This is a genomic window from Thalassospira sp. MCCC 1A01148, from assembly GCF_001613795.1.
GTDB lineage: Bacteria > Pseudomonadota > Alphaproteobacteria > Rhodospirillales > Thalassospiraceae > Thalassospira.
Genome location: NZ_LPVZ01000013.1, coordinates 19,093 through 40,863 on the forward strand (window position 1 = coordinate 19,093; position 21,771 = coordinate 40,863).

Annotated in this window: 18 protein-coding genes; 15 read left to right on the forward strand and 3 right to left on the reverse strand. The window is 53.3% G+C overall.

Annotated elements, in window-relative coordinates:
- Positions 1-73 precede the first annotated feature (73 nt).
- The 4 genes from AUQ43_RS05625 (at position 74) to argC (ending at position 4,485) form a co-directional block, all read left to right on the forward strand.
- Positions 74-973 (forward strand): GNAT family N-acetyltransferase, encoded by a 900-nt coding sequence (locus tag AUQ43_RS05625; protein ID WP_062955301.1) that lies wholly within the window; start codon positions 74-76, stop codon positions 971-973.
- A gap of 87 nt (positions 974-1,060) precedes the next feature.
- The gene (locus AUQ43_RS05630) at positions 1,061-1,834 is read left to right on the forward strand and encodes a hypothetical protein (protein WP_062955302.1); all 774 of its coding nucleotides are present in this window, start codon (positions 1,061-1,063) and stop codon (positions 1,832-1,834) included.
- A gap of 165 nt (positions 1,835-1,999) precedes the next feature.
- Positions 2,000-3,277: a hypothetical protein gene (locus AUQ43_RS05635; RefSeq protein ID WP_232310596.1), complete on the forward strand. Its 1,278-nt coding sequence runs from the start codon at positions 2,000-2,002 to the stop codon at positions 3,275-3,277.
- Between the two features lie 161 nt (positions 3,278-3,438).
- Entirely contained in the window at positions 3,439-4,485 is a 1,047-nt protein-coding gene (argC, locus tag AUQ43_RS05640) for an N-acetyl-gamma-glutamyl-phosphate reductase (RefSeq protein WP_062955303.1), read from the forward strand.
- A 102-nt stretch (positions 4,486-4,587) separates the two neighbouring features.
- Here the strand turns inward: argC and AUQ43_RS05645 are convergent, their stop codons facing one another.
- A complete protein-coding gene (locus AUQ43_RS05645; RefSeq protein ID WP_062955304.1) occupies positions 4,588-5,457 on the reverse strand; it encodes an ABC transporter substrate-binding protein in 870 nt (289 codons plus the stop codon).
- A gap of 119 nt (positions 5,458-5,576) precedes the next feature.
- Between AUQ43_RS05645 and AUQ43_RS05650 the strand changes: the two genes are divergently transcribed.
- From AUQ43_RS05650 to AUQ43_RS05660, 3 genes are all read left to right on the forward strand, one after another.
- Positions 5,577-6,104, forward strand: coding sequence for a gamma carbonic anhydrase family protein (locus AUQ43_RS05650; protein WP_114129847.1), 528 nt, complete (start codon positions 5,577-5,579; stop codon positions 6,102-6,104).
- Between the two features lie 212 nt (positions 6,105-6,316).
- Positions 6,317-7,126 (forward strand): ABC transporter substrate-binding protein, encoded by an 810-nt coding sequence (locus AUQ43_RS05655; protein WP_062955305.1) that lies wholly within the window; start codon positions 6,317-6,319, stop codon positions 7,124-7,126.
- A 154-nt stretch (positions 7,127-7,280) separates the two neighbouring features.
- Positions 7,281-8,552 (forward strand): cytochrome-c peroxidase, encoded by a 1,272-nt coding sequence (locus AUQ43_RS05660; RefSeq protein ID WP_232310597.1) that lies wholly within the window; start codon positions 7,281-7,283, stop codon positions 8,550-8,552.
- Between the two features lie 3 nt (positions 8,553-8,555).
- Here AUQ43_RS05660 and AUQ43_RS05665 read toward each other — a convergent pair whose 3' ends face one another.
- Both AUQ43_RS05665 and AUQ43_RS05670 read right to left on the reverse strand, forming a co-directional pair.
- Positions 8,556-9,428 (reverse strand): NAD(P)-dependent oxidoreductase, encoded by an 873-nt coding sequence (locus tag AUQ43_RS05665; protein ID WP_062955306.1) that lies wholly within the window; start codon positions 9,426-9,428, stop codon positions 8,556-8,558.
- Positions 9,429-9,541: 113 nt separating this feature from the next.
- A complete protein-coding gene (locus tag AUQ43_RS05670; RefSeq protein WP_062955307.1) occupies positions 9,542-11,344 on the reverse strand; it encodes an alpha/beta hydrolase in 1,803 nt (600 codons plus the stop codon).
- A gap of 322 nt (positions 11,345-11,666) precedes the next feature.
- On the opposite strand from AUQ43_RS05670, the gene AUQ43_RS05675 reads away from it, so the two are divergent.
- The 8 genes from AUQ43_RS05675 to AUQ43_RS05710 all read left to right on the forward strand — a co-directional run bounded on the left by AUQ43_RS05675 (position 11,667) and on the right by AUQ43_RS05710 (position 21,674).
- Positions 11,667-12,932 (forward strand): OmpA family protein, encoded by a 1,266-nt coding sequence (locus AUQ43_RS05675; protein WP_232310598.1) that lies wholly within the window; start codon positions 11,667-11,669, stop codon positions 12,930-12,932.
- A gap of 320 nt (positions 12,933-13,252) precedes the next feature.
- Positions 13,253-14,494, forward strand: a complete 1,242-nt coding sequence (locus AUQ43_RS05680; protein WP_062955309.1) for an LL-diaminopimelate aminotransferase — start codon at positions 13,253-13,255, stop codon at positions 14,492-14,494.
- A gap of 122 nt (positions 14,495-14,616) precedes the next feature.
- Positions 14,617-15,921: a homoserine dehydrogenase gene (locus tag AUQ43_RS05685; RefSeq protein WP_062955393.1), complete on the forward strand. Its 1,305-nt coding sequence runs from the start codon at positions 14,617-14,619 to the stop codon at positions 15,919-15,921.
- A gap of 406 nt (positions 15,922-16,327) precedes the next feature.
- Positions 16,328-17,287 carry a class II fructose-bisphosphatase gene (glpX, locus tag AUQ43_RS05690; RefSeq protein WP_062955310.1) on the forward strand — a complete coding sequence of 320 codons (960 nt, stop codon included), beginning with the start codon at positions 16,328-16,330 and terminating at the stop codon, positions 17,285-17,287.
- An 86-nt stretch (positions 17,288-17,373) separates the two neighbouring features.
- Positions 17,374-17,766 (forward strand): hypothetical protein, encoded by a 393-nt coding sequence (locus AUQ43_RS05695; protein ID WP_062955311.1) that lies wholly within the window; start codon positions 17,374-17,376, stop codon positions 17,764-17,766.
- A 78-nt stretch (positions 17,767-17,844) separates the two neighbouring features.
- Entirely contained in the window at positions 17,845-19,137 is a 1,293-nt protein-coding gene (locus AUQ43_RS05700) for an Hsp70 family protein (RefSeq protein WP_062955312.1), read from the forward strand.
- A gap of 109 nt (positions 19,138-19,246) precedes the next feature.
- On the forward strand, positions 19,247-20,794 hold the full coding sequence (locus AUQ43_RS05705; RefSeq protein ID WP_062955313.1) for an MBOAT family protein: 1,548 nt from the start codon (positions 19,247-19,249) through the stop codon (positions 20,792-20,794).
- Positions 20,769-21,674 carry a hypothetical protein gene (locus AUQ43_RS05710; RefSeq protein WP_114129826.1) on the forward strand — a complete coding sequence of 302 codons (906 nt, stop codon included), beginning with the start codon at positions 20,769-20,771 and terminating at the stop codon, positions 21,672-21,674. The genes AUQ43_RS05705 and AUQ43_RS05710 overlap by 26 nt, the downstream gene beginning before the upstream one ends.
- Positions 21,675-21,771 lie beyond the last annotated feature (97 nt).

The window sequence follows — 21,771 nt, forward strand, 5'->3', positions numbered from 1 at the left end:
ATGGAGCGGTCTTTTTTTATGCCAATTTGATTGGTTGGCAATGACCTGAACCCCAAAGAAAGGGACCCCTGATATGCAGTACAGAAAGCTGCACGACGCCGATTTTGATGCCGCAACCGCATTCCTTGCCAACCATGCTGCGACTTGCATGGTGCTGCGCGGGAACATGCGCACTGCCGGTATCGAACGACGTCGTCATCCGCTTTCTGGAAACTGGTTCGGGGAAGTTGCCAGCGATGGCAGCATCAGTGCGATTGTTGCGCAGTTTGCCAATGGCAATGTTTTTGTCGAGGCGGGGGATCAAGATACGGTTCCGGCTGCTTTGACAGAGGTATTTGTGTCTGATCCGCTTAAACCGGTGGCGGGTGTCTTTGGTGATGCTGCCCCGGCGCAAGACATGCTGTGCCAACTTGGGTTAAAGGATGCGTCCTATGCGATCAATGCATCGGATGTGCTTTACGAGCTTGATCTGGAAAGCCTGATCGTGCCGCAAAATGCACGTGCTGATGATTTTCAGATGGTCGATGCAGAAAAGATCGAACGCAATACCTTGCTGCGCTGGTTGCGCGCCTATGAGATCGAGGCCTTGGGGGCGGCAGACACCCCGAGCCTGGACAGCAAGATCGCCTCACGCCTTGTCCATGCGCTTGATGCACGGACGATGTGGGGGCTGATCGTTGATGGCAAGGCAGTGTCGCTTTCGGGCTTCAACGCAACCTTGCCCGATATGGTCCAGGTTGGCCCCGTGTGGACGCCGCCCGAAGAACGCTCGAATGGATATGCCCGTATTCTGGTTGCCAAGACGCTTCTGGCTGTGCGTGCCCGTGGCGTTAAGCGCGCCATCCTCTCAACCGATAGCGAAGCGGCGGCAAAGGCCTATGAAGCGCTTGGTTTTAAAAAGGTCGGGCATTACCGGTTGGCTTTGTTGAAGTCGACCGTTTCAGTCGGTTTTGAGCAGGTTAAACTTGCTTAAAGGGTCGGCTGGCACAATGTGGGCAGATGAAAACACATCCTGACGCGATCATGTATCGTGCCGTTCAAGGTGCCAGAAAGGAAAGTTATGAAGAACTATTTTGTCATTACCGCCGGTCGCACGGGCTCTGCCTGGTTGGCGGATTTCCTTTCTGAAAATCTGAAAATAGACGCGATACACGAACCGCTTGGTATAGATGATTTTGGCGTCCGCATGCCCGATATCCGTACCATGCGGAATTTCAACAACTACGGTAACAATGCATTCGTCAAAGATTTCTGGACCCGCAAGTTTGACAGCATTCCAGACGGTATATATGCCGAGACCAACCATACCCTGTGCAAATGCGGCTTACTGGAAAACCTTGCCGAAAGTGACCGGACAGATTTCACGACACTGATCATTCTGAAGCGCGACATCGTCAAACAGTGCGTGAGTTACCTTGTTCGAAGTGATTTTGGTAATATCACGCTGGCTTGGCAGTGGTATCTGCACCCGTCCTATCAAAAGAAGCTGGTCAATTTCCAGCCTTTTGCCCAGTTGGGCGGATTGGGCATGCCGCTTTGGTATTGTTACGAAATGCAGGCCCGTCAGGAGTACTACCGCCAGAAATATTCTGACCAGATCGAGATGATTGATGTCACTCTTGATGATGCTATCAAGGAAGAGGGTGCGAAAGCCTTCCTTAAAGACCTTGGCATTGACGGTGACTGCATCATGCCGCCCAAGAAGAATGCCAACAAGGCAAAGCCGCCCCAGCAGCTTGTTGATCAGGTTTCGGACATTATCAGCAAGATCAGCTTTGACAGTAGCAAGATTGCAAGTGAAGCCATCAACGGTGGCTTCACTTTTGATGCCTGATACGGTTCGGGTGGCAACGATGCTTGGCGCTTTGGGGCGTAACTAAAACGTGGATCGTTTCTTTGATGCCCTAAACATATAACGAGGCCGGTCTTGACCCGTCGCCTGCTTTGTCAGTTTAGCTTGAACTTGTTTTTGGTGCTTGCCGCGTCTTTCGTGTGTGGCATGCGCATTGAGGTTGCACGTGCGCAAGATGATGCGCTTGATCTTTCACAAGTTCTCTATCGCTTCGAAAATCGCGCGCTTACGCTTGGGCGTTATGGTGCGGTGGCCGTTTTTCAGGAGCGTCTTTTTGCGCGGGCGGGGAATTGTGCGGGTAAGTCCGCCAGCAATTATGGCTCGGCCGATGGGATTGTCGGGGCGAAGACGCGTCAGGCGATTGTTGATTTGCAGCCTTGCCTGAATGCGTCTGTGCGCGCAGCGGTCGGGGCCGAGAGTTACGGGGCGATCACGGTCGGTCTTTGGCGGTTGTTGATGCCAGCACAGTTACCGCCGCCTGATGCGATCACACGGGCCAACCATCTGACGTTTGCGTTGGAAGGCACGGATTATGACGTGATCCAGTTCAATTTCTGTCAGTCAAAAAATCCCCGCAGCGGAAAGACCTTTCTGGAGGGAGATCCGTACTGCCACACCAATGATCCGCGTGCCTATCTGACATGGGGGCCGCGCGGGGCGACAGCCGGGGCGGGGGCGGAAATTCAGCAGATCCTGTTTGCGGCAGAACGGGCCAATCCGGGATTGCTGCAAAACGTGTTTGGCCCGTTTACCGAGGACATGCACAGGCTTGCCCTTGGCAATAATGACGCGGCCTTTGATGTGTTGTGTGCAATATGGGTCGATGACGCAAAACGTAATGCATTTAAGAAACGTTTTGCCGCCTATGGCGCAAGACCCGAAGTGCAGGCGGCCTATCATCGGGTCTATGATGCAGCCAATGCCGATGGCGGAAAAATAGCGCGATTTTTCAAGCTGTATGCCGCCCTTAAACCAGTCATCGGACGCGACCCCAGCGAGATTGATCTGGCATTCTTTATCGACCGTGCAACCCATGGATCAGTGCCGCCGGGTGATATCAGTTCGCTTGTCGAAAGGATGACAAAATTTGCGACCCGCACACGCGATGTGCCAAGCCCGGGCACGCTTCGTAAACAACTGGCCGCATGGTTGCCGACCCACCACAAATATAATGACCGACTGGCGCGTGATGCCATTTTTCTGATTGATGACGCGGATGTGGTGTTATCGGATGCCCATCGGCGCATGTGGTTGCAGCGATCCGGATTGAAAGCCAGCGACTTCGGGCTTTCCGACGCGCGATACGTTGCAAGCTATCCCGTAGCAAGCCCAACCGGATACGAGAAGATCGAGAAGTTTTACACCGTACGGCCCGAAGATGCGCGCGCCTGTCCGGACACAGTGCGCCGTGCGCGCAAAAAATAGGCTTTGATGACCTGCTGCCATGATCAGGCCGCATGGGAATGTTGCAGATTATCAGGGATATTTGCCGCCTAATTGCTTGCATCTGCGGGCCTTGTTTGCCAACATCCGCGCGTTATCAATACCCGCAAATGGCGGGTGCCTAACTTGGAGCAAGATTTGATATGAGCGACGTTAAGGTCAAAGTCGGAATTCTCGGTGCCAGTGGCTATACCGGGGCGGAACTGGTTCGCATTCTTGCGCATCATCCAGCTTCGGAAATTACCCTGTTGACCGCAGACCGACGCGCCGGACGTCCGTTCGGGGAAGTTTTCCCGCATCTTGCCCATATTGATCTGCCAACCATGATCAAGATCGATGACGCGGACTGGTCGACTGTGGACCTGATTTTCTGCGCGCTGCCGCATGGCACGACACAGGAAGTCATTGCCGGTTTGCCGAGCCATGTGAAGGTTGTTGATCTGTCAGCAGACTTCCGCCTGTTTGATCCGTCGACCTACAAGGAATGGTATGGCGCGGACCATGCGGCACAGGACCTGCAGAAGGAAGTGGCCTATGGCCTGACCGAACTGCACCGTGAAAAGATCAAGTCGGCCCGCGTGGTTGCCAATCCGGGGTGCTATCCGACCCCGGTGCAACTGGCGCTGACACCGCTTCTTGAAGGCAAGATGGTGCATGCCGAAGACATCATTATTGATGCCAAATCCGGTGTGACCGGGGCAGGGCGTTCGCCCAAGGAAATGACCCTGTTTGCCGAAGTGACCGAAGGCATTCATGCCTATGGCACCGGCGGGCACCGCCACGCACCCGAAATCGAGCAGGGCCTTGCCTGGGCGAGTGGCATTGATGTTGTGGTGAACTTTTCACCGCACTTGATGCCGATGAGCCGCGGTATCCTGGAGTCCATCTATGTCAAAATGACCGATGGCACGACGCCCGAAGACATTCAGGCCGCCCTTGAAAAGCGTTACGCGGACGAGCCGTTTGTCCGTATTCTGCCGTTTGGTGTTACCCCCCAGACCCGTCATGTGCGCGGTTCGAACTATGTTCTGATGGGGGTGGTCAAGGACCGTGTGCCTGGCCGTGTGATCATTGTTGCGGTTGAAGACAACCTTGTGAAGGGTGCATCAGGCCAGGCGGTTCAGAACATGAATGTGATGCTGGGCCTGCCTGAAACCATGGGGCTTGAGATCGAGCCGCTGTTCCCGTAACGGTGTGCGGCAAAGGCAATAAAAAAAGGGCGTCATTACCGAATGGCACCCTTTTTTATTGCCTGCGCCCGGTGCTTGCTGGTCCGGCCAGTCCGACCTGTGTTAGTTGAGCTCCCCCGTCGGGTTGATTTCGGCAAGATCGGCGGCAGGCCAGTATTCCTGATGCACGCGGGCGATGAAGCCTTCGGCATGGAGGTCGGTCATGATCTGGCTGATCTGGTCCAGTCGGGTCATAAGCGATGAGTTGCGCGATACAGCAAGATGAATATCGTTGCTGTGATTGGTACGATAGGGGGCCTTGGCGATGATATTGCCAAGGCCGGCACGTCGAATTTGATAATCTGCATTGGCATCGGAACCGACCATCGCATCGACCCGTTTGGCCGCCAGCATCCTGAGCAAAAGGATTTCACTGTTGGCTTCGACTTTTTCAAGTCTGTCGTCACTGTCAAACGGTTCGAAATAGCGGGAATCCACCACAGCCCCCAAGGTGAGTTGATAGAGGTCTGAATAGGCGGAAATTGTCACCGGGTTTTTGCGATTATAGTAGAAAACAGGGGTGACACGACTATAGGCCGGTTTGATGAAACGGGCATATGTGGCCCGTTCCTGGGTGTAGGCGATGCTGGTCATGATATCAATATCACCGGTTTCAAGCATCTTCAGGCACCGCCGCCACGGGCAAGTATGGGGTTGCAATTCAAGACCAAGACGCTTGGCCACCTCTTTCATGATGGCGCGATCAATACCGTGCTGTTTGCCGTTGCGGTCTTCGATCGCAAATGGTTCCCAAACCGAGAACGTCACACGCAACACCCCGCGGGCATGATCGTGGTTTTCGCTTAGCATATGGCCATGCGAAACGGTGGAAAGCAGACATAAGACAAGGGCAAAAGCCGATATTGTGCAACCGCGTAACCAGTTGTCTGTCTGGCCTTTGACATTGATGCGCGCCTTTGTGGGCGATGGCATGAGCATCTTTCTTTTCGATGAGTTTCCTTTTTGACATGTTAGGCCTTAAACTTGAAAAACAAGATGTGCTGCGTCGTGGATGCATCCCCGAACTGTTGAATATGAAAGGTCCCATCATCATGCGTTTGTCCTATCGCGGGGTAAAACCCACCATTGATGAAACCGCGTTTATTGCCCCGAATGCGACCATCATTGGGGATGTCGAAATCGGGGCAGAGACGGGTATCTGGTTTGGATGTGTAGTTCGTGGCGATGTGCATGAAATCCGCATCGGTTCGCGTACCAATATTCAGGACCTGACCATGGTACATGTCGCCAAGGGGAAGTTTGGGACCTATATCGGCGATGACGTCACCATCGGGCATTCGGCCATCATTCACGCCTGTACGCTTGAAGATCGAAGTTTTGTCGGTATGGGCGCGACCGTCATGGATGGTTGCGTGATCGAGCAGGGCGGCATGCTTGGTGCCAATGCGCTTCTGGCGCCGGGAAAACGTATTCCCGCGGGCGAGCTGTGGGCCGGTGTGCCAGCACGCAAAGTGCGCGACCTGACACAAGAAGAAATCGAGTTTTTCAAGGTTTCTGCGGATCGCTATGCTGATCTGGCGCAGGAATATGTCAAATCAATCCCCGAGGATCTGGCGTAACCGTCATTCGCGCCCGTCACAAAAATCAAACCATCTGCAACAGCCTGAGAAGGCTTTCACCGCAGAATGTTTTCAGGCATCATCATATCGTATGAGGGGAACAATACGTCTTGTCTGATGAATAAAGTTCGATAGACACACCCGCGAAAAACGCAAGAAAACGACAAAAAATCAGGTGTGCAGATCAGAAACTGGGTGCGGGGATTAACCATATGACTGCCTGGCGTTTTGTGCCATGCGCCGTCGTCTGTTTGTTTGTTCTGTTGCTTTTGGGGATGCAGTCAGGGCAGGCAAAGCCAATGGATGACTGTTCGCGACCGCTGCTTGTTCGCGCGTCGGAAACATACAGTCCGTTCAGTATGAAGGATGAAAACGGTTTCGCTATTGGAATCGACAACGCCTTCATTTCCAAGGTTTTGAAATCAGTTGGCTGTGATGTTCGGTTTGCCTTCATGCCATGGAAACGTTCGCTTTATGCAATAAAGCAGGGGAATGTCGATATTCTGCCATCGGCCTCCCTTACCGCGGAGCGGGCAAAATACGGTTTGTTTTCCGTTCCCTACCGAGATGACGTGATCGGTTTTGTCGTCCGTAACGGCGATGCCGGGCGTATTGGGCTTTCCAGTCTGAAAGATGTGATCGCACAGGGTCTTGTGATCGGACATGTGCGGGGTGCTTATCGCGGCGAGGCGTTCGAGAACTTCATGAACAGTCCCGAAGGGGCAAGGCACGTAAGCGACGTGCCGCTTGGTCCGCATGGGCTGCAATTGCTGTTAGCCAACCGGGTGGATTTGCTGTTGGGGATACCGGCGGCCTATGTTGCACAGGCCGAACAGCAAGGGCATGGACATAGTGTGGAGGGGCATCCCTTCATTCTGGCGCGTGAACCGGTGCGTCTGATGTTTTCGGCAAAGACCATCGCCCCGGAACTGGCGCGCAAGATCAGTGACGCGATCCTAAGAGAAACCCAAACCGCAGAATATAAGGTTTTGTATGGCAACCAGGGTGTTGACCTGAACTAGGTATGGCAACCTGGTTTCGGGATACTGATGCAAGCGTTGACTTTCATCAAGGCAGAAGGCAACTGTGTAGGTGTAAATGAATAGCGTTCGCGATTGAGTGTTCTGCGCTCCGCATTCCTGGACCTGTTGAAGTAAAGTATTGCCGATGTCCTGTATGATCCGTTCTTCGTTGCGTTTTGCCGTTCTGGTTGCCGTGTTTGGTGGGGGCATGGCAGCACCTGCGGTGGCCGAAGAAGATGCGTCTGCGATGCTGCGTCGTTTGGCTGTTGATGCGCAAAACCACAGTGCAAAGGTTTCTGAAATTGCGGTGGCATCCGCAAAGGAGACGCCTTTCGCCAATCTGGCCCAGCTGGGCGAGGCGCTTTATTTCGATACAAATCTCTCAGCCAATCGCACGATGTCGTGTGCGACATGTCATGATCCTTCGACGGCGTTTCGTGACCCCAGAATTGATGTCGCAGATGGGGCGTTTTCATTGGGGGATGATGGCAAAAGCCTTGGTGATCGCAATGCGCCGACCGCAAGTTATGCCAGGTTTTCCCCACCATTTCATGTCCGCGACGACGGTGTCGCTGTTGGCGGGCAGTTCTGGGATGGTCGCGCAATGGATCTGGCGGAGCAGGCCGGTGGCCCGCCGCTAAATCCGATTGAAATGGGCATGCCGGACAAGGCCAGTGTGGTGAAACGCCTGCGCGAGGACGAAGATTATGTTGCGGGCTTCAAGGCGCTGTTTGGCGATGATGTCTGGTCTGATAGCGATCAGGCATATGGCGCAATGACCAAGGCGATTGCGGCCTTTGAAGAAAGTGATCAGTTCGCACCGTTTGACAGCAAATATGACCGTTTCCTGCGTGGCGAATACAAGATGACGCCGCAGGAAGAGCTTGGTCGTGTCCTGTTCTTTTCGCAGCAATTTACCAATTGCAATACCTGCCACATGCTGAAAACCAGCCCGACGGCAGAGGGCGAGACCTTTACCAATTACGAGTTCCACAATATCGGCGTGCCGCGCAATGTTGCGACGCGTGATGCCACTGACAAGGATGTCGGTTTTACCGATAACGGGTTGCTTGATAACGCCGCCATTGAAGACCCGGCCTATCGTGGCAAATACAAAACCCCGTCACTGCGCAATGTTGCCGTGACAGGGCCCTATATGCATAACGGCGTCTTTGCGGACTTGGAAACCGTGGTCAGGTTTTATAACAAATATAACAGCAAGGCCGAGGTCAACCAGACCAACCCTGAAACCGGCAAGCCGTGGGGGGAGCCGGAAGTCGCGGACACGATTTCGATCAAGGAGCTTGAGCAGGGCGATGCCCTTGATGACAAGCGCATTGATGCCATTGTCGCCTTCCTCAAGACACTGACCGACGCGCGCTATGAGCCGTTGCTTGCCGATCACGAAACGGCAAGCAACGACTAGCCGCTAGCGTTTGAGCGGTTCGATCACCGCACTTTGCGCCAGATCGCCCAAGCCTTCGGCCGTTGCATTTTCAAACACGCCATGCGCGGCCTGTCCCACCGGAAGGGTAAGGCCGTATTCCTTGGCCAATAGCATGGCATAGCCTGCGTCTTTGGTGCGCAGGCCGGTTGTGAAATGAATGCCTTCGTTGTGGTTGCCGCCGATCAGACCCGGCAAAACCATCAGGCCGGTCGGACTTGCATTGGCACCAATTTCAAAGGTCTCGGCGACCTTGTTGCCATCCAGCCCGGCCTTTTGCGCAACAGCAACCAGTTCGGCGGCGGCGGCAATGTGAACTGCGCCCAAAAGATTGTGCATCAGTTTATAGACCGTCCCCGCGCCAACTGTGCCGAAATGAACGATTTTCTTGCCGGTGGCTTCCATGAGCGGGCGGGCGCGTTCCAGATCACTGGTTTCGGCACCAATCAAGAACACAGTGTTGCCTGCTTCGACATCGGCGGGGACGCCTGTAACGGGTGCGTCGATATATCGGCAACCGGCAGCCTCGATCTTTTGGGCAAGATCCAAGACAAAGGCGTGCGAAAGGGTGGAACATTCAATCGCAAGCGCACCTTTGCCCATTGCAGCAAGCGCGCCGTTATCACCCAGCCACACAGCTTCGGAGGCGCTGTCATCAGCCATAAAGGAAATGACGATGTCGCAATTTTGCGCTGCTGCGGCCGGGGTGCTGTAACCAGTGGCACCAATGGCGGCAAGCGGTTCGATCTTGGCCTGGTTTCTGTTCCAGACTTTGATCTCATAGCCCTTTGAAAGCAGGCGTTTGATCATTGCAGCAGCCATGCGGCCCGCACCGAGAAAACCGATTGTCTGTGTCATCTTGATTTGTCTCCTGGCATTCCCGTTTGGGTCGGGAATTGCTTGTTTTTGATAAAAGAATACGGCCTGCCATATGATGGCAGGCCGCATTAGAATGAATTACGCGTCACAAATCAACTGAGTCTGACTTTGACATATTCGCCCGGTGCCGGGCCAAGCACTTCAAGCTTGCCATCGCCCGGTTTGCGGGCATCGACCTTGCCGCCAGCCCTGCGGCTGACCCAGTTTTGCCAGTCGGTCCACCAGGAACCGTCATGCTGGACGGCCTTCGCCATCCAGTCTTCTGGATTGGCCGGATTACGGTTATAGGTCCAGTAGCAATATTTATTGGCTGCAGGCGGGTTGACCACACCGGCAATGTGACCGGACGCCGAGAGCACGAACTTTACCTGTCCCGACATCAGCTGGGTGCCAGCATAGGTTGCCTGCCACGGTGCGATATGGTCTTCGCGGGTGGACAGGAAATAGACCGGGATCTTGATGTCGCGCAGGTCAATCGGTTCGCCAAACAATGTAATGCCGCCCGGTTCGCGCAGCAGATTCTTGTTATACATGTTGCGCAGATAAAAACTGTGCATGGCTTTGGGCATGCGCGTGGAATCGGAATTCCAGTACAGCAAATCAAACGGGAAGGGATCCTTGCCCAGCATGTAGTTGGACACCACAAATGACCAGATCAGGTCATTGGCGCGCAGCATGTTAAACGACATCGACATATCGCGCCCGTCAAGGTAGCCCTCTTTGGACATCTTGTTTTCAAGGCTTTTGATCTGTTCGTCATCAACAAAGACCGAAAGCTCGCCCGACTTTTCAAAGTCGGTCAACGTGGTCAGGAAAGTCGCGGATTTGACCCGGTCATCCCCGGTTTTCGCCATGTAAGCCAGAGTTGAGGACAGAAGGGTGCCACCAAGGCAATAGCCGATGGCATTGACTTCTTTCTCGCCAGTGGCCTGTTCGATCATGTCGAGTGCCGCAAGTACGCCGTCCTTGGCGTAGTCTTCAAACGATTTTTCGGCAAGTTCGCTGTCGGGGTTAACCCAGGACAGGACAAACACCGTGTGGCCCTGATCGACGGCCCATTTGATGAAGGAGTTTTCCGGGCGCAGATCAAGAATGTAGTATTTGTTGATCCATGGCGGCACGATCATCAGCGGGCGCTTGGCGACCTTGTCCGTGCTGGGCTTGTATTGCAAAAGCTCCATCAGGGGGGTCTTGCCGATCACCGATCCTTCGGTGGTGGCAACGTTTTCGCCGACCTTGAAGGCATCAAGGTCTGTCATGCGGATTTGAAGTTTTCCCTTGCCGCGCTCAAGGTCGTCCAGAAGGTTTTGCAGACCTTTAAGCAGGTTCTCGCCACCAGATTCAATCGTGGTGCGCAGCACTTCCGGATTGGTCATCAGGAAGTTTGTCGGCGAAATCGCATCGACGAACTGGCGGGTATAGAATTCGACTTTCTGGGCGGTTTTGTCATCCAGACCATCAACATCATGGACAACATTTTGCATCCATTGCGAGGACAGCAAATATGACTGCTTGATGAAATCAAACAGCTCGTTGTTTTCCCATGCCTCGTCACGAAAACGACGATCGCCCTTTTGGGGGGAGGCGACGGGTTCGGCTTCTTCGCCAAACATTCGCAAGGTCGTGTTGTGCCACAGCGTATAATATTGTTGCCAGAGTTCCATCTGCGCTTCGACCAGCTTGGCCGGGTTTTGCATCATGTGGCTGGTCAATTCGGCAAAGGCAGAGCCGATATTGAGTGGATCCGGGTCCGAAATTTCCGGGTCTTCTGCCTGTTTTGCAAGGAATTCCGAGACAAGTCGTTGACTTCTTTCGGCGATTTCAGCCATTGCTGCAGAGAGTTTTTCGGGATCCGGGTGATTGTTTTCAGTTTCGATGGCCTGTTGATCGCTCATGGGGCATTCCCTTATGATACCGCCGCAGATACCTCGTAACTTCGGAACGTTTTAACGTCTTTGCGATATCGCAAGACTTTTAACGTTCTATGCTACGGGCATCTGATTGACGCTCCGGGTTGAAACTTTGCTTGATCCCAAGCTTATCATGGCCTTAGCCTAGCGCGTCGTTTAGGGGTAGTACAAGAATTATAAGGTGACGTTTTTGCGGAACATGTTTGCAGCAAACGTCGTCCAACTGAATTTGGAGCAGCGAAAACAAATGGGCGTTCTGAAATCGACGACTGCGCAGGGGTCGTGGCAGGAGACTGCAAGGGGGAAGTTGCGGGGACTGCTGCAGACGGGTTCTGCGTTGGCGGTGGTGCTGGCACTTGGCGCATGTTCTTCTGTTCCGGATGCGGTTAATCCGGTCGAGTGGGGCAAATCCGTCGGTGACATGTTTGATGGTGACGATGAAGAAGCCGCCGTCAAATCCGACGAGGCCATTCCCGGCGAAGACGGCGAATACCCAAGCCTTGCAGATACCCCGGCCAAACCGGTCGTGACCGGTGATGCAGAACGTGATGCGCTGGTTGCCGGTCTGGCAGCTGATCGCCAGAACGCACAATATACCCAGAGTGGTCGCCGTCAAAGCAGCCCACCGGTAAACGCACTGCAGAGTGCGCCGGAAGCACCGGCGTCAGAGCCGGCCATCAACCCGGCACCGACGACGCCGGTTACGAGCAGCTCCATGGCAGATGCCGGTACTGCGGCAACAGCCACGGCCACCACCAGTGCTGTGACCTCGGCACCAAGCGGCTCTTCGATTGCGGACGAATGGAACGCCAAGGCGCCGGTCAGCGGCCCGGTTCCAACGCCAGAAGCCGCGCCGGCAGCGCCGAGTGCTGCATTGTCAGAGGACGAAGCACGTCAGCAACAGCTTGCTGCCTATGAAGCCGCACAGGCGGCCAATGCAGGGATGCCCGGATCATCTGGCAGCGATCCGGTAATGGATCAATATCAGCGCCGCCTTGCCGAAGGGCAGGGTGTCTTCGCCAACGAACCGGCAGCTACAGAGCAATTTGATTACTCGATGTATTCCGACAATGGTTCGGTGATTGTCGATGAAAGCCAGTTTGGTGGTTCGGAGCCGATGTACGGCGACTCCGTATCGGTTGACATGACCGCGACCAATGATGCACTGGCAGCGCGCCTTGGTGTGCGTTCAATTGATCAGGTCGGCCCGGCGGTCAATGAAGTTCAAATCGCCCAGATCCAGTTCGGACATGGTTCGACCAAGCTTGGTGGTTCCGATTACAACGTACTTGAACAGGTGGCAGCGACCTGGCAGCAGACCAGCGGCTTTATCCGTGTGATTGGTCATGCATCTATGCGTACCGGCAATATGTCGCTTGAACAGCACATGGCGGTAAACCGTCGCGTATCCGAAGGCCGGGCTGCGGCGGTGGTATCACGTCTGCTGTCGCTTGGTGTCAGTCCGGATGCGATCTTTGTCGGTGCAGATGGTTCTGCCGATCCGCGCTATTACGAGGGTGTTCCGGCCGGTGAGGCGGGCAACCGCCGTGTGGAAATTTATCTGGATTACTGATCGCGCCGATCAGATATTTTCAGAGCGCAACAGCAAAACGCGGAGGGAGAAATCCTTCCGCGTTTTTTGTGTTTCTGGCCGGGGTTGCGCGAAAATGGTCGGGTTTGTGCTCTCAATCCGTCCTGACCATGCCGCAAATCGCGTTTATGCGTATTTTCCGCGCATTAATTCGTTGTGTCGGATTTCAAGAAACGGTACATCCTTCGAATTGTACGCTATTCATGACCCAAATATGGGGTCTAAACGCAACTTTCGAGAAATCGAGGATATGCTTTTCGCATAAAATTCGAATTTCGGTAATTTGACGAGGAAACAGGATAATGTCTCAGGAGTTCCACCGCATAAAACGTCTTCCGCCTTATGTATTCGCAGAAGTAAATGCGATGAAGGCGGCTGCACGTCGAGCGGGGGAGGACATTATCGATTTCGGCATGGGCAACCCGGACCCAGCCACACCGCAGCATATTGTCGACAAGCTGGTTGAGACGGTCCAGAACCCCCGCACACACGGCTATTCGATGTCGCGCGGCATTCCCGGCCTGCGCAAGGCGCTGGCGGCCTATTACGACCGTCGCTTTGGTGTGGATATTGATCCCGAAACCGAAACTGTGGTCACTCTTGGTTCGAAGGAAGGTTTGGCAAACCTTGCTGCGGCGATCACCAGCCCTGGTGATATCTTTTTGGTGCCCAACCCGTCTTATCCGATCCATGCTTTTGGTTTCATCATTGCAGGCGCAGCACTGCGCCATATTCCGATTGGCCATGATGATCAGGGTACGTTCAATACCGAAAGCTTTATGGAGCAGCTCCATCGCGCGGTGAAACACTCGGTCCCGAAACCCAGTGCAGTGGTGCTGAACTTCCCGGCCAATCCGACGGCCCTTGTTGTCGATCTGGCGTTTTATCAGGAAGTTGTCGATTTCTGCCGCAAGCATGAAATCTATGTTCTGTCAGATATTGCCTATTCCGAGATCTATTTTGATGGCAACCCGCCGCCCTCGATCTTGCAATGCAAGGGGGCAAAGGATATCGCCGTTGAATTCTATTCGCTGTCGAAAACCTATTCGATGGCGGGCTGGCGTATCGGGTTTGCGACGGGCAACAAGAAGCTGATCAATGCGCTGACCCGCATTAAATCCTATTTGGATTATGGCGCATTTACCCCGGTTCAGGTGGCCGCAACCGCGGCCCTTAATGGCCCGCAGGACTGCGTTGAGGAGTTCCGCAACCTGTATCGTGAACGCCGCGATATCTTTATCGAAGGGGCGCAAAGTGCGGGTTGGGAAATTCCAAGCCCTGCGGCAACGATGTTTGCCTGGGCGCCGATCCCCGAAGCCTTTGCCGAGCTTGGGTCACTTGATTTTTCCAAACTGCTTTTGCAGGAAGCAGGCGTTGCGGTGGCACCGGGTCTTGGCTTTGGGGAATATGGCGATCGCCATGTGCGTATTGCGCTTGTGGAAAACAAGCACCGCATTCGTCAGGCCAACCGCAACATCAAACAGTTCTTTGCTAAGTGCCCCGATGCAGAATCTGCACGTGAACTGTTGAAGAAATCCGTCTGATATCTCATAAAGCATTCTGTGTTTCGCCCGGGACATGTCCCGGGCGTTCTGCTATCAGGGCTCTGTGATCTTTTTTGGTCACGGGTGAAACCAAAAATGCAACCACGCGACAAGGAGTTATCGTGAAAGACGTCGTCAAAATCGGTGTGGCAGGCCTGGGTACGGTCGGTGCCGGAACCGTTAAACTGCTGAGTGAACATCGCGACCTTCTGACCGACCGTTCGGGTCGCCAGATCGTCGTCACAGCGGTATCGGCGCGTGATCGAACTCGGGACCGTGGTTTTTCGACCGAAGGTCTGACCTGGTACGACGATGCCCGTGATCTTGCCGCGGACAAGGATATCGACATTCTTGTCGAGCTGATTGGTGGATCGGATGGCATTGCCTATGACACCTGCAAGGCGGCCCTTGAAAACGGCAAGCATGTTGTGACCGCCAACAAGGCGCTGATCGCACTTAAGGGCGCGGAACTGGCCCAGGTTGCCGATGCCAACAATGTCACCATCGCCTATGAGGCGGCGGTTGCCGGTGGGATACCGGTGGTCAAGGCGCTGCGTGAAGGTCTGGCAGGTAACGAAATTTCGCGTGTGACCGGTATTCTGAACGGCACGTGCAACTTTATCCTGACCACCATGCGCGAGCAGGGGCGCGACTTTGCCGATGTTCTGGCAGAGGCACAGAAACTTGGCTATGCCGAAGCCGATCCGACCTTTGATGTCGATGGTATTGATGCCGCGCACAAGCTTGCGATCCTGGCAAGCCTTGCCTTTGGCGTCGAGGTGGACTTTGACGCAGTCGCGGTTGAAGGCATTCGCAGTGTTTCAGCCCTTGATATCCAGCTTGCCGAAGAACTTGGTTATCGTATCAAGCTGCTTGGCATTGCCAAACAGACCGCCGAAGGAATTGAACAGCGCGTGTCCCCGGTCATGGTGGATCGTGCGACCCAGATTTCCAAGGTCGAAGGCGTGTTTAACGCGGTTGCCCTTGAAGGCGACTATGTCGGGCCGGTGGTGCTTCAGGGCCGTGGGGCGGGTGAACGCCCGACCGCATCAGCAGTGGTCGCTGATATCGTTGATATCGCCGCCGGCCGTGCCGCACCCGTCTTTGGCGTGCCGGCAGATCGCCTGAAGAAAAACGTGCGTGCGTCGCTCGAAAAGCATATTGGCGCCTATTACCTGCGTCTGATGGTATGGGATCGCCCGGGTGTCATGGCCGAGGTTACCGCAACCCTTGCCAAGCACGGGGTGTCGATGGCGTCCATGATTCAGCATGGCCGGGCCGAAACCGAAGGCGGCGTTGTGCCTGTGGTGATCGTGGCTCACGAAACGACTGAGTCCGCCATGTCGGGTGCGGTGAATGATATTGCAGCTTTTGAAAGCAATTCACAGCCGCCGGTGCTGATGCGGATTGAAAGCTTCGCATCTTAACAAAATGAACAGGGTCAGGACCTGAGCAATATGACAGAATTGGTCGATCAGATTTGTGCGGATACGCGGAGCAAAAACGCAGGAAGATCCATATCTTTCAAGTTTTTGCGACAAAATAGCCCGTGCAAATCTGATCGATCCGAAGGACAGTTGAGAAACTTGCGAACTTTGACGTCAAACGTCTTGACCGGGATTGCGACCCGCTCTTCAACGTTTTTCTTAAATTTCACAAGTTTCTCAACGGCCAATTCTATTATATTGCTCAGGTCCTGACCCTACGCGCCCCTCATCTGTCATGATGCGGGGCGCTGTTGTATAGTTCGGGCATAAAACCGAGCGTAAAAATAAAAAGACAACAATGAGATGGGGCCCCCAGACCCCACATCAGCAATACGAGGAAGAAGATATGGATCGAAATCTTGCGCTTGAAACGGTTCGCGTGACCGAGGCGGCAGCACTTGCGTGCTCTGGCCTGATGGGACGCGGCGACGAAAAGGCAGCCGATCAGGCCGCCGTGGACGCCATGCGCAATGCGCTCAACAGCATGGACATCAAAGGCACGGTCGTGATTGGCGAAGGCGAACGCGACGAAGCCCCGATGCTGTTTATCGGCGAAGAAGTTGGCTCCGGCGAAGGCCCGGAAATCGACATTGCGCTTGATCCGCTTGAAGGGACGACCATTTGTGCGACCGGTGGTCCGAACTCTTTGGCTGTTGTTGCCATGGCCGAAAAGGGTGGCTTCCTGAACGCGCCGGACACCTATATGGACAAGATTGCCGTTGGTGGTGGTCTTCCCGATGATGTTGTTGATCTTGACGCCAGCCCGGCCGAAAACCTTAAAAGCCTTGCCAAAGCCAAGGGCTGCGATGTTGCTGATCTGGTTGTTTGCATCCTTGATCGCCCGCGCCATCAGGACATCATTGCCAAGACCCGCGAAGCAGGTGCGCGCATCATGCTGATCGGGGATGGCGATGTTGCCGGTGTGATCGCAACTTCGCAGAAAACGTCGGGCATTGATCTTTACATGGGGACAGGTGGCGCACCGGAAGGTGTTCTGGCAGCAGCAGCCCTTCGTTGCATCGGGGGTCAGTTCCAGGGCCGCCTTGTTTTCCGCAACGATGATGAAATCGCACGCGCGAAAAAATGGGGCATCGCAGACCTGACCCGCAAATATAAACTGGGCGAACTTGCCAGCGGCAACGTCATGTTTGCGGCAACCGGTGTGACCGATGGCGCGATGCTGCGTGGCGTGCGCCGCTTTGCCAATGGTGCGGAGACCGAAAGCATCGTGATGCGCTCCCAGTCGGGTACCGTGCGCTATGTCCGCGCCGTGCACGATTTCAGCCGCAAGATCTGGTACAAATAAGCTGCGCAACCAAAGGTTTATGTTGCGCATATGTTTTCTATGTTTAAAGTCCCCGCTCAGTCGGGGACTTTTTCTTTGGTGCTGACATGATTGCGAAGATTGCAATATATCTCGGGATGTCCGCATTACATGCGGTTAGATTCCTGCCCAGCGTCATTATTTTTGCGCATTATTCTTGGGGGCTGGCCGGTGCAGATGTTCCAAAAGGCGTCATGTTGGGGATTTCCTATGTAGTGATAGCTTTGATAGCTATCTCTGTTCTGGATTTTTGGCTGTTTGCAATAAGTACCGTACTCTTTGTCGCCGCAGATTTGGCTTTGATGTGGGGGCTCGCCATTCTTGTTACCAAGGTACTGTTTCAGTTTTCTTGGTCCCTGTATTTTTTTAACGGTTTTGCATACTGGGTGCTGCTGTATGGTCTTGGCTTGGGGACAATGCTGGCGATGCGTAAATTCTTCGGCTTATCAAAGGCGATGTGAGTTTGCTGCTTGTATACCGGTCTGCGTTGCGCTAAACCCTGCGGCCCAATTCATTGACCCAGTGCCGGAGGCTGCCTGATGTCTGAAATTATTGCCCTCGATTTCGGAACGACGAACTCTGTCCTTGCCGTGGCAGACAGCGCAGGCAATGTGCAATCGGCAAAGTTCGAAGTGGGTGCCAACAGCTTTGATACCTATCGGACCATTCTGTATTTCTGGGAAGATCAGGATCTGACGGCGCCGAATGCGCCGACCCATACCAAAAGCTGTTCCGGTCCGTTCGCGATTGAGGAATACCTTAAGGAAAGTCATGACTGCCGCCTGATCCAGTCGATGAAGTCTTATCTGGCGGCCAAGGACTTTGAAGGGACGGATATCTTCGGGACGACCTATTCCATCGAAGACCTTGTGGGTACGTTTCTGACACAAATCCATCACTTCGCGCAGCACAGCCTTGGCTGGCTTGGCCAGCGGGTGATTTCCGGGCGTCCTGTGGCGTTTGCGGGCAATAATCCGGACAACGACTTTGCTGAAAGGCGCCTGCGTGCAGCGTATGAACAGGCCGGTTTTGATGTCGAGGCCATGGTGTTCGAACCGCTGGCGGCATCCTATTATTACGGGCGAGAGCTCGATAAACCGGAAACCGTTCTGGTCGCTGACTTTGGCGGTGGTACCAGTGACTTTTCGCTGATCCGCTTTACGCCGGGATTGGGCATTCGCGGGGTGCAGCCGCTCTCGCACACAGGTCTTGGCGTTGCAGGCGACCGGTTTGATTATCGCATCATCCAGAAGGCCGTGTGGCCGCGTCTGGGCTTTGGCTCCGAATATAAATCCATGGGCGCGACCCTGCCGGTCCCGCGGCAATATTACACGGCGTTCTCGCGCTGGCACGAACTTGCCATGATGAACCAGCCCAAAACCATCAACGAAATCAAAAGCCTGATCAGATCCGCCACCAAGCCCGATGATATCGAGGATCTGGTCACCATCATCGAGGATGAAATGGGCTTCCACCTGTATCAGACGGTCTCGAAGGCCAAGGCAGAGCTTTCTGAAAAGGACAGCACCATTTTGCAATTCGCCCATGGCGGGGTGGAGATCGAAGAAAAGCTGACCCGTGCCGATGTCGAAGCCGCAATTGCGCCAGACATGGCCGAGATCGAACTGGCGGCCAAGAACTGCCTTGATCAGGCTGGCGTCGATGCGCGTGATGTCTCGCGCGTCTTCATGACCGGCGGCACATCCTATGTCCCGGCGGTGCGCAAGCTGTTCGAAGACCGCTTTGGCAAGGACCGCATTGAAATTGGCCAGCCGTTCCTGTCAGTTGCACATGGCTTGGCGTTGATTGCGGCGGATGAGGGGATTGTTTGATGTTGGAAGCGTGTGTGTAGACTTTGTACGAATTCTGGTTTAATCCAAGAAAAATTCCGAACAAAATCAGGAAACGCATACAGCGGTCTGAAAAGGAATAATTGCTTGTTTGAAGACAGAGGGGCTGGCTTTGCTTTTTCATGAACTTGCGTTCTTGTACTTGTTCATGCCTGTGACAATGTCGATCGCGATATGGGCAGGTCGAAAAGACAGCAAGACTTTCTTCATTTATTTCTTGTGTGTGGCTTCGCTTGTCTTTTATGGATGGTGGAATCCAGATTTTGTCCCGCTTCTCGTGGCATCAATTGTTTTCAATTACTTTCTTGGAAACTACCTTGTTCAGTGTAAAAATGTTCGACGCCGCAAGGTCGCCCTATTTTTTGGTGTGTCGGCAAATCTGCTGGTGCTAATCAGCTTTAAATATCTTGGTTTTATTGCGGGAGTTGTTGGCGAGGCTTTTTCGGTAGAACTAGATGCGCCTTCACTTGAACTACCTTTGGGCGTATCATTTTTTACGTTTCTACAAATCGCATATATCGTAGACGCGGCAAAAGGCGAAACCAGCAAGGATGAATTTGCGCCATACTTTCTTTTCGTGACGTTTTTCCCGCATCTGATTGCTGGCCCGTTGGTTCATCATCGCAGCCTGATAAGGCAGTTTTCGGACAAGATGACCAATGTTTCCGAGAACCTCGCGGTAGGCTTTACCATCTTTGTGATAGGACTGTTTAAAAAGCTCGTCCTAGCTGATTTTGTTGTTTACTGGTCTGACTCCGTATTCAACGGTGCTGTAAACGGAATTGCACCAAGTATGATCGATAGTTGGGTTGGAGCTATTTCATTTACTCTTTTGATTTATTTTGATTTTTCATCATACTCTGATATGGCAATCGGGCTGTCGAAAATGTTGGGAATCCGACTGCCGGAGAACTTTAATTCTCCCTACAAGGCAACTTCGATTATTGATTTCTGGCGGCGCTGGCATATTACGCTTTCAAGTTTCTTGAGGGACTATCTCTACATCCCGTTGGGCGGGAATAGGAAAGGTCCTTCACGACGATATCTAAATCTTACTATTGTGATGTTGCTTGCAGGGCTGTGGCACGGAGCAAGTTGGCAGTTCGTTCTGTGGGGGGGGTTGCATGGTGGATATTTGCTCGTAAATCATCTTTGGCGGGCACTAAAGCTGTTCGAATTTCCGAAAGTTTTAGGGTTCTTGATAACATTTCTGGCAGTGGTCTTTGCTTGGGTTCCATTCAGAGCGCAAACGTGGGACGCGTCTGTTCTGGTTTTCAAGGGCATGATTGGATTGAACGGAGTTGTGTTGCCTGTGCACTATAAAGGACTTTTGCCAAGTGCGTTTGGAGATACTCTGGCGTCGATTGGGGTGAAGTTTGGTTCTTTGTCTGTTTATGGTGGTGGTATGCAGCTCTTGCAGCTTAGCTTGCTACTGTTGTTTGTTTGGTTGCTGCCTAATACGCAACAAATCATGGGACGGTATGATGTGGTGCTAGATAAGCGGGCCGAGCCGGTCGCTCTGTGGATGTGCTGGAGGCCTTCTGTTGCTACTGGCTGTGTGATTGCAGTACTAAGCGCCTATCTTTGGATGTTGGGTATGCAAGGAAAAGCTGGTGAGTTTATCTACTTCCAATTCTAAACTGTTCTTGAAAACAGCCTTCCTCGGTGGAAGTTTTCTTCTTGCGATAATCCTTCTCAGCTTGGAAATATTTCTGCGTTCGCAAGCAACTGATGCTGCGAACGATCAAGCTTATCGTGATAGATTCCTGAATGGGAGTGCACCGTGGGTCGCCTTCGGAGATTCTCATGTCGAAGGCGGATTATTGTCGTCTGATTGGTTGGACAACTTAGGTCAAGCCTCTGACAATCTTGAAGCCATAAGTGGGAAGGTATCCTTGCGATTGGAGCGGGGAGGAGTGCAGGGGATAATACTGCCAGCAGATCCGCAAATATTCTCTTTCTATCGTTTGTCAGCTAATCAAACAGGCAGAATTGATGCTTTAAAGTCAGAACCGGCAATTCGTTTGCTTATTCTGGATCCACGCTATCGCCAGTATCTCAAACGAATGTTTTGGACTCTGCTTGGAAAACCTCTCGAGATGCTCAAAGGTCAAAAGGGAGATACCCGACATAATGATGGGCAATCAGAGGAAGGGGATTGGGATCGAACTGTCGCGATACGCGTACAATTACATACTCCGGTTCCAAATGTTTCCGAATTGCCTGCAGCAGACCAATATAGAAACATGGTTGAGCAAGTGAAGGCACAAGGTGCAGCCGTTTGCCTTGTGAGATACCCGGTTTCCCATGATTACCTGCAGGCTGCGCAAGCATTGGATGGCTTTAGAAGTGCTGAGAAATTTTTCAAGTCATTGGCTTCAAGCCTTGATATTCCACATGTCGATTTGTCCAATGTTCTGCCAAACGAGATCTATGATGATCCGGACCACGTTCCAGACACCGCAATGGAGCGGGTTACAGAGCTGGTACGGGATCGATGCAAAATCCATACGCCCTGAGCCCGAACTTCGACTTTGATTAAATGCATTCAGTGGTGACAGGCGCATTGGGAAATGATGTTTCCACAATGTGCAAACGCCTCTTCTTTTCTACTTT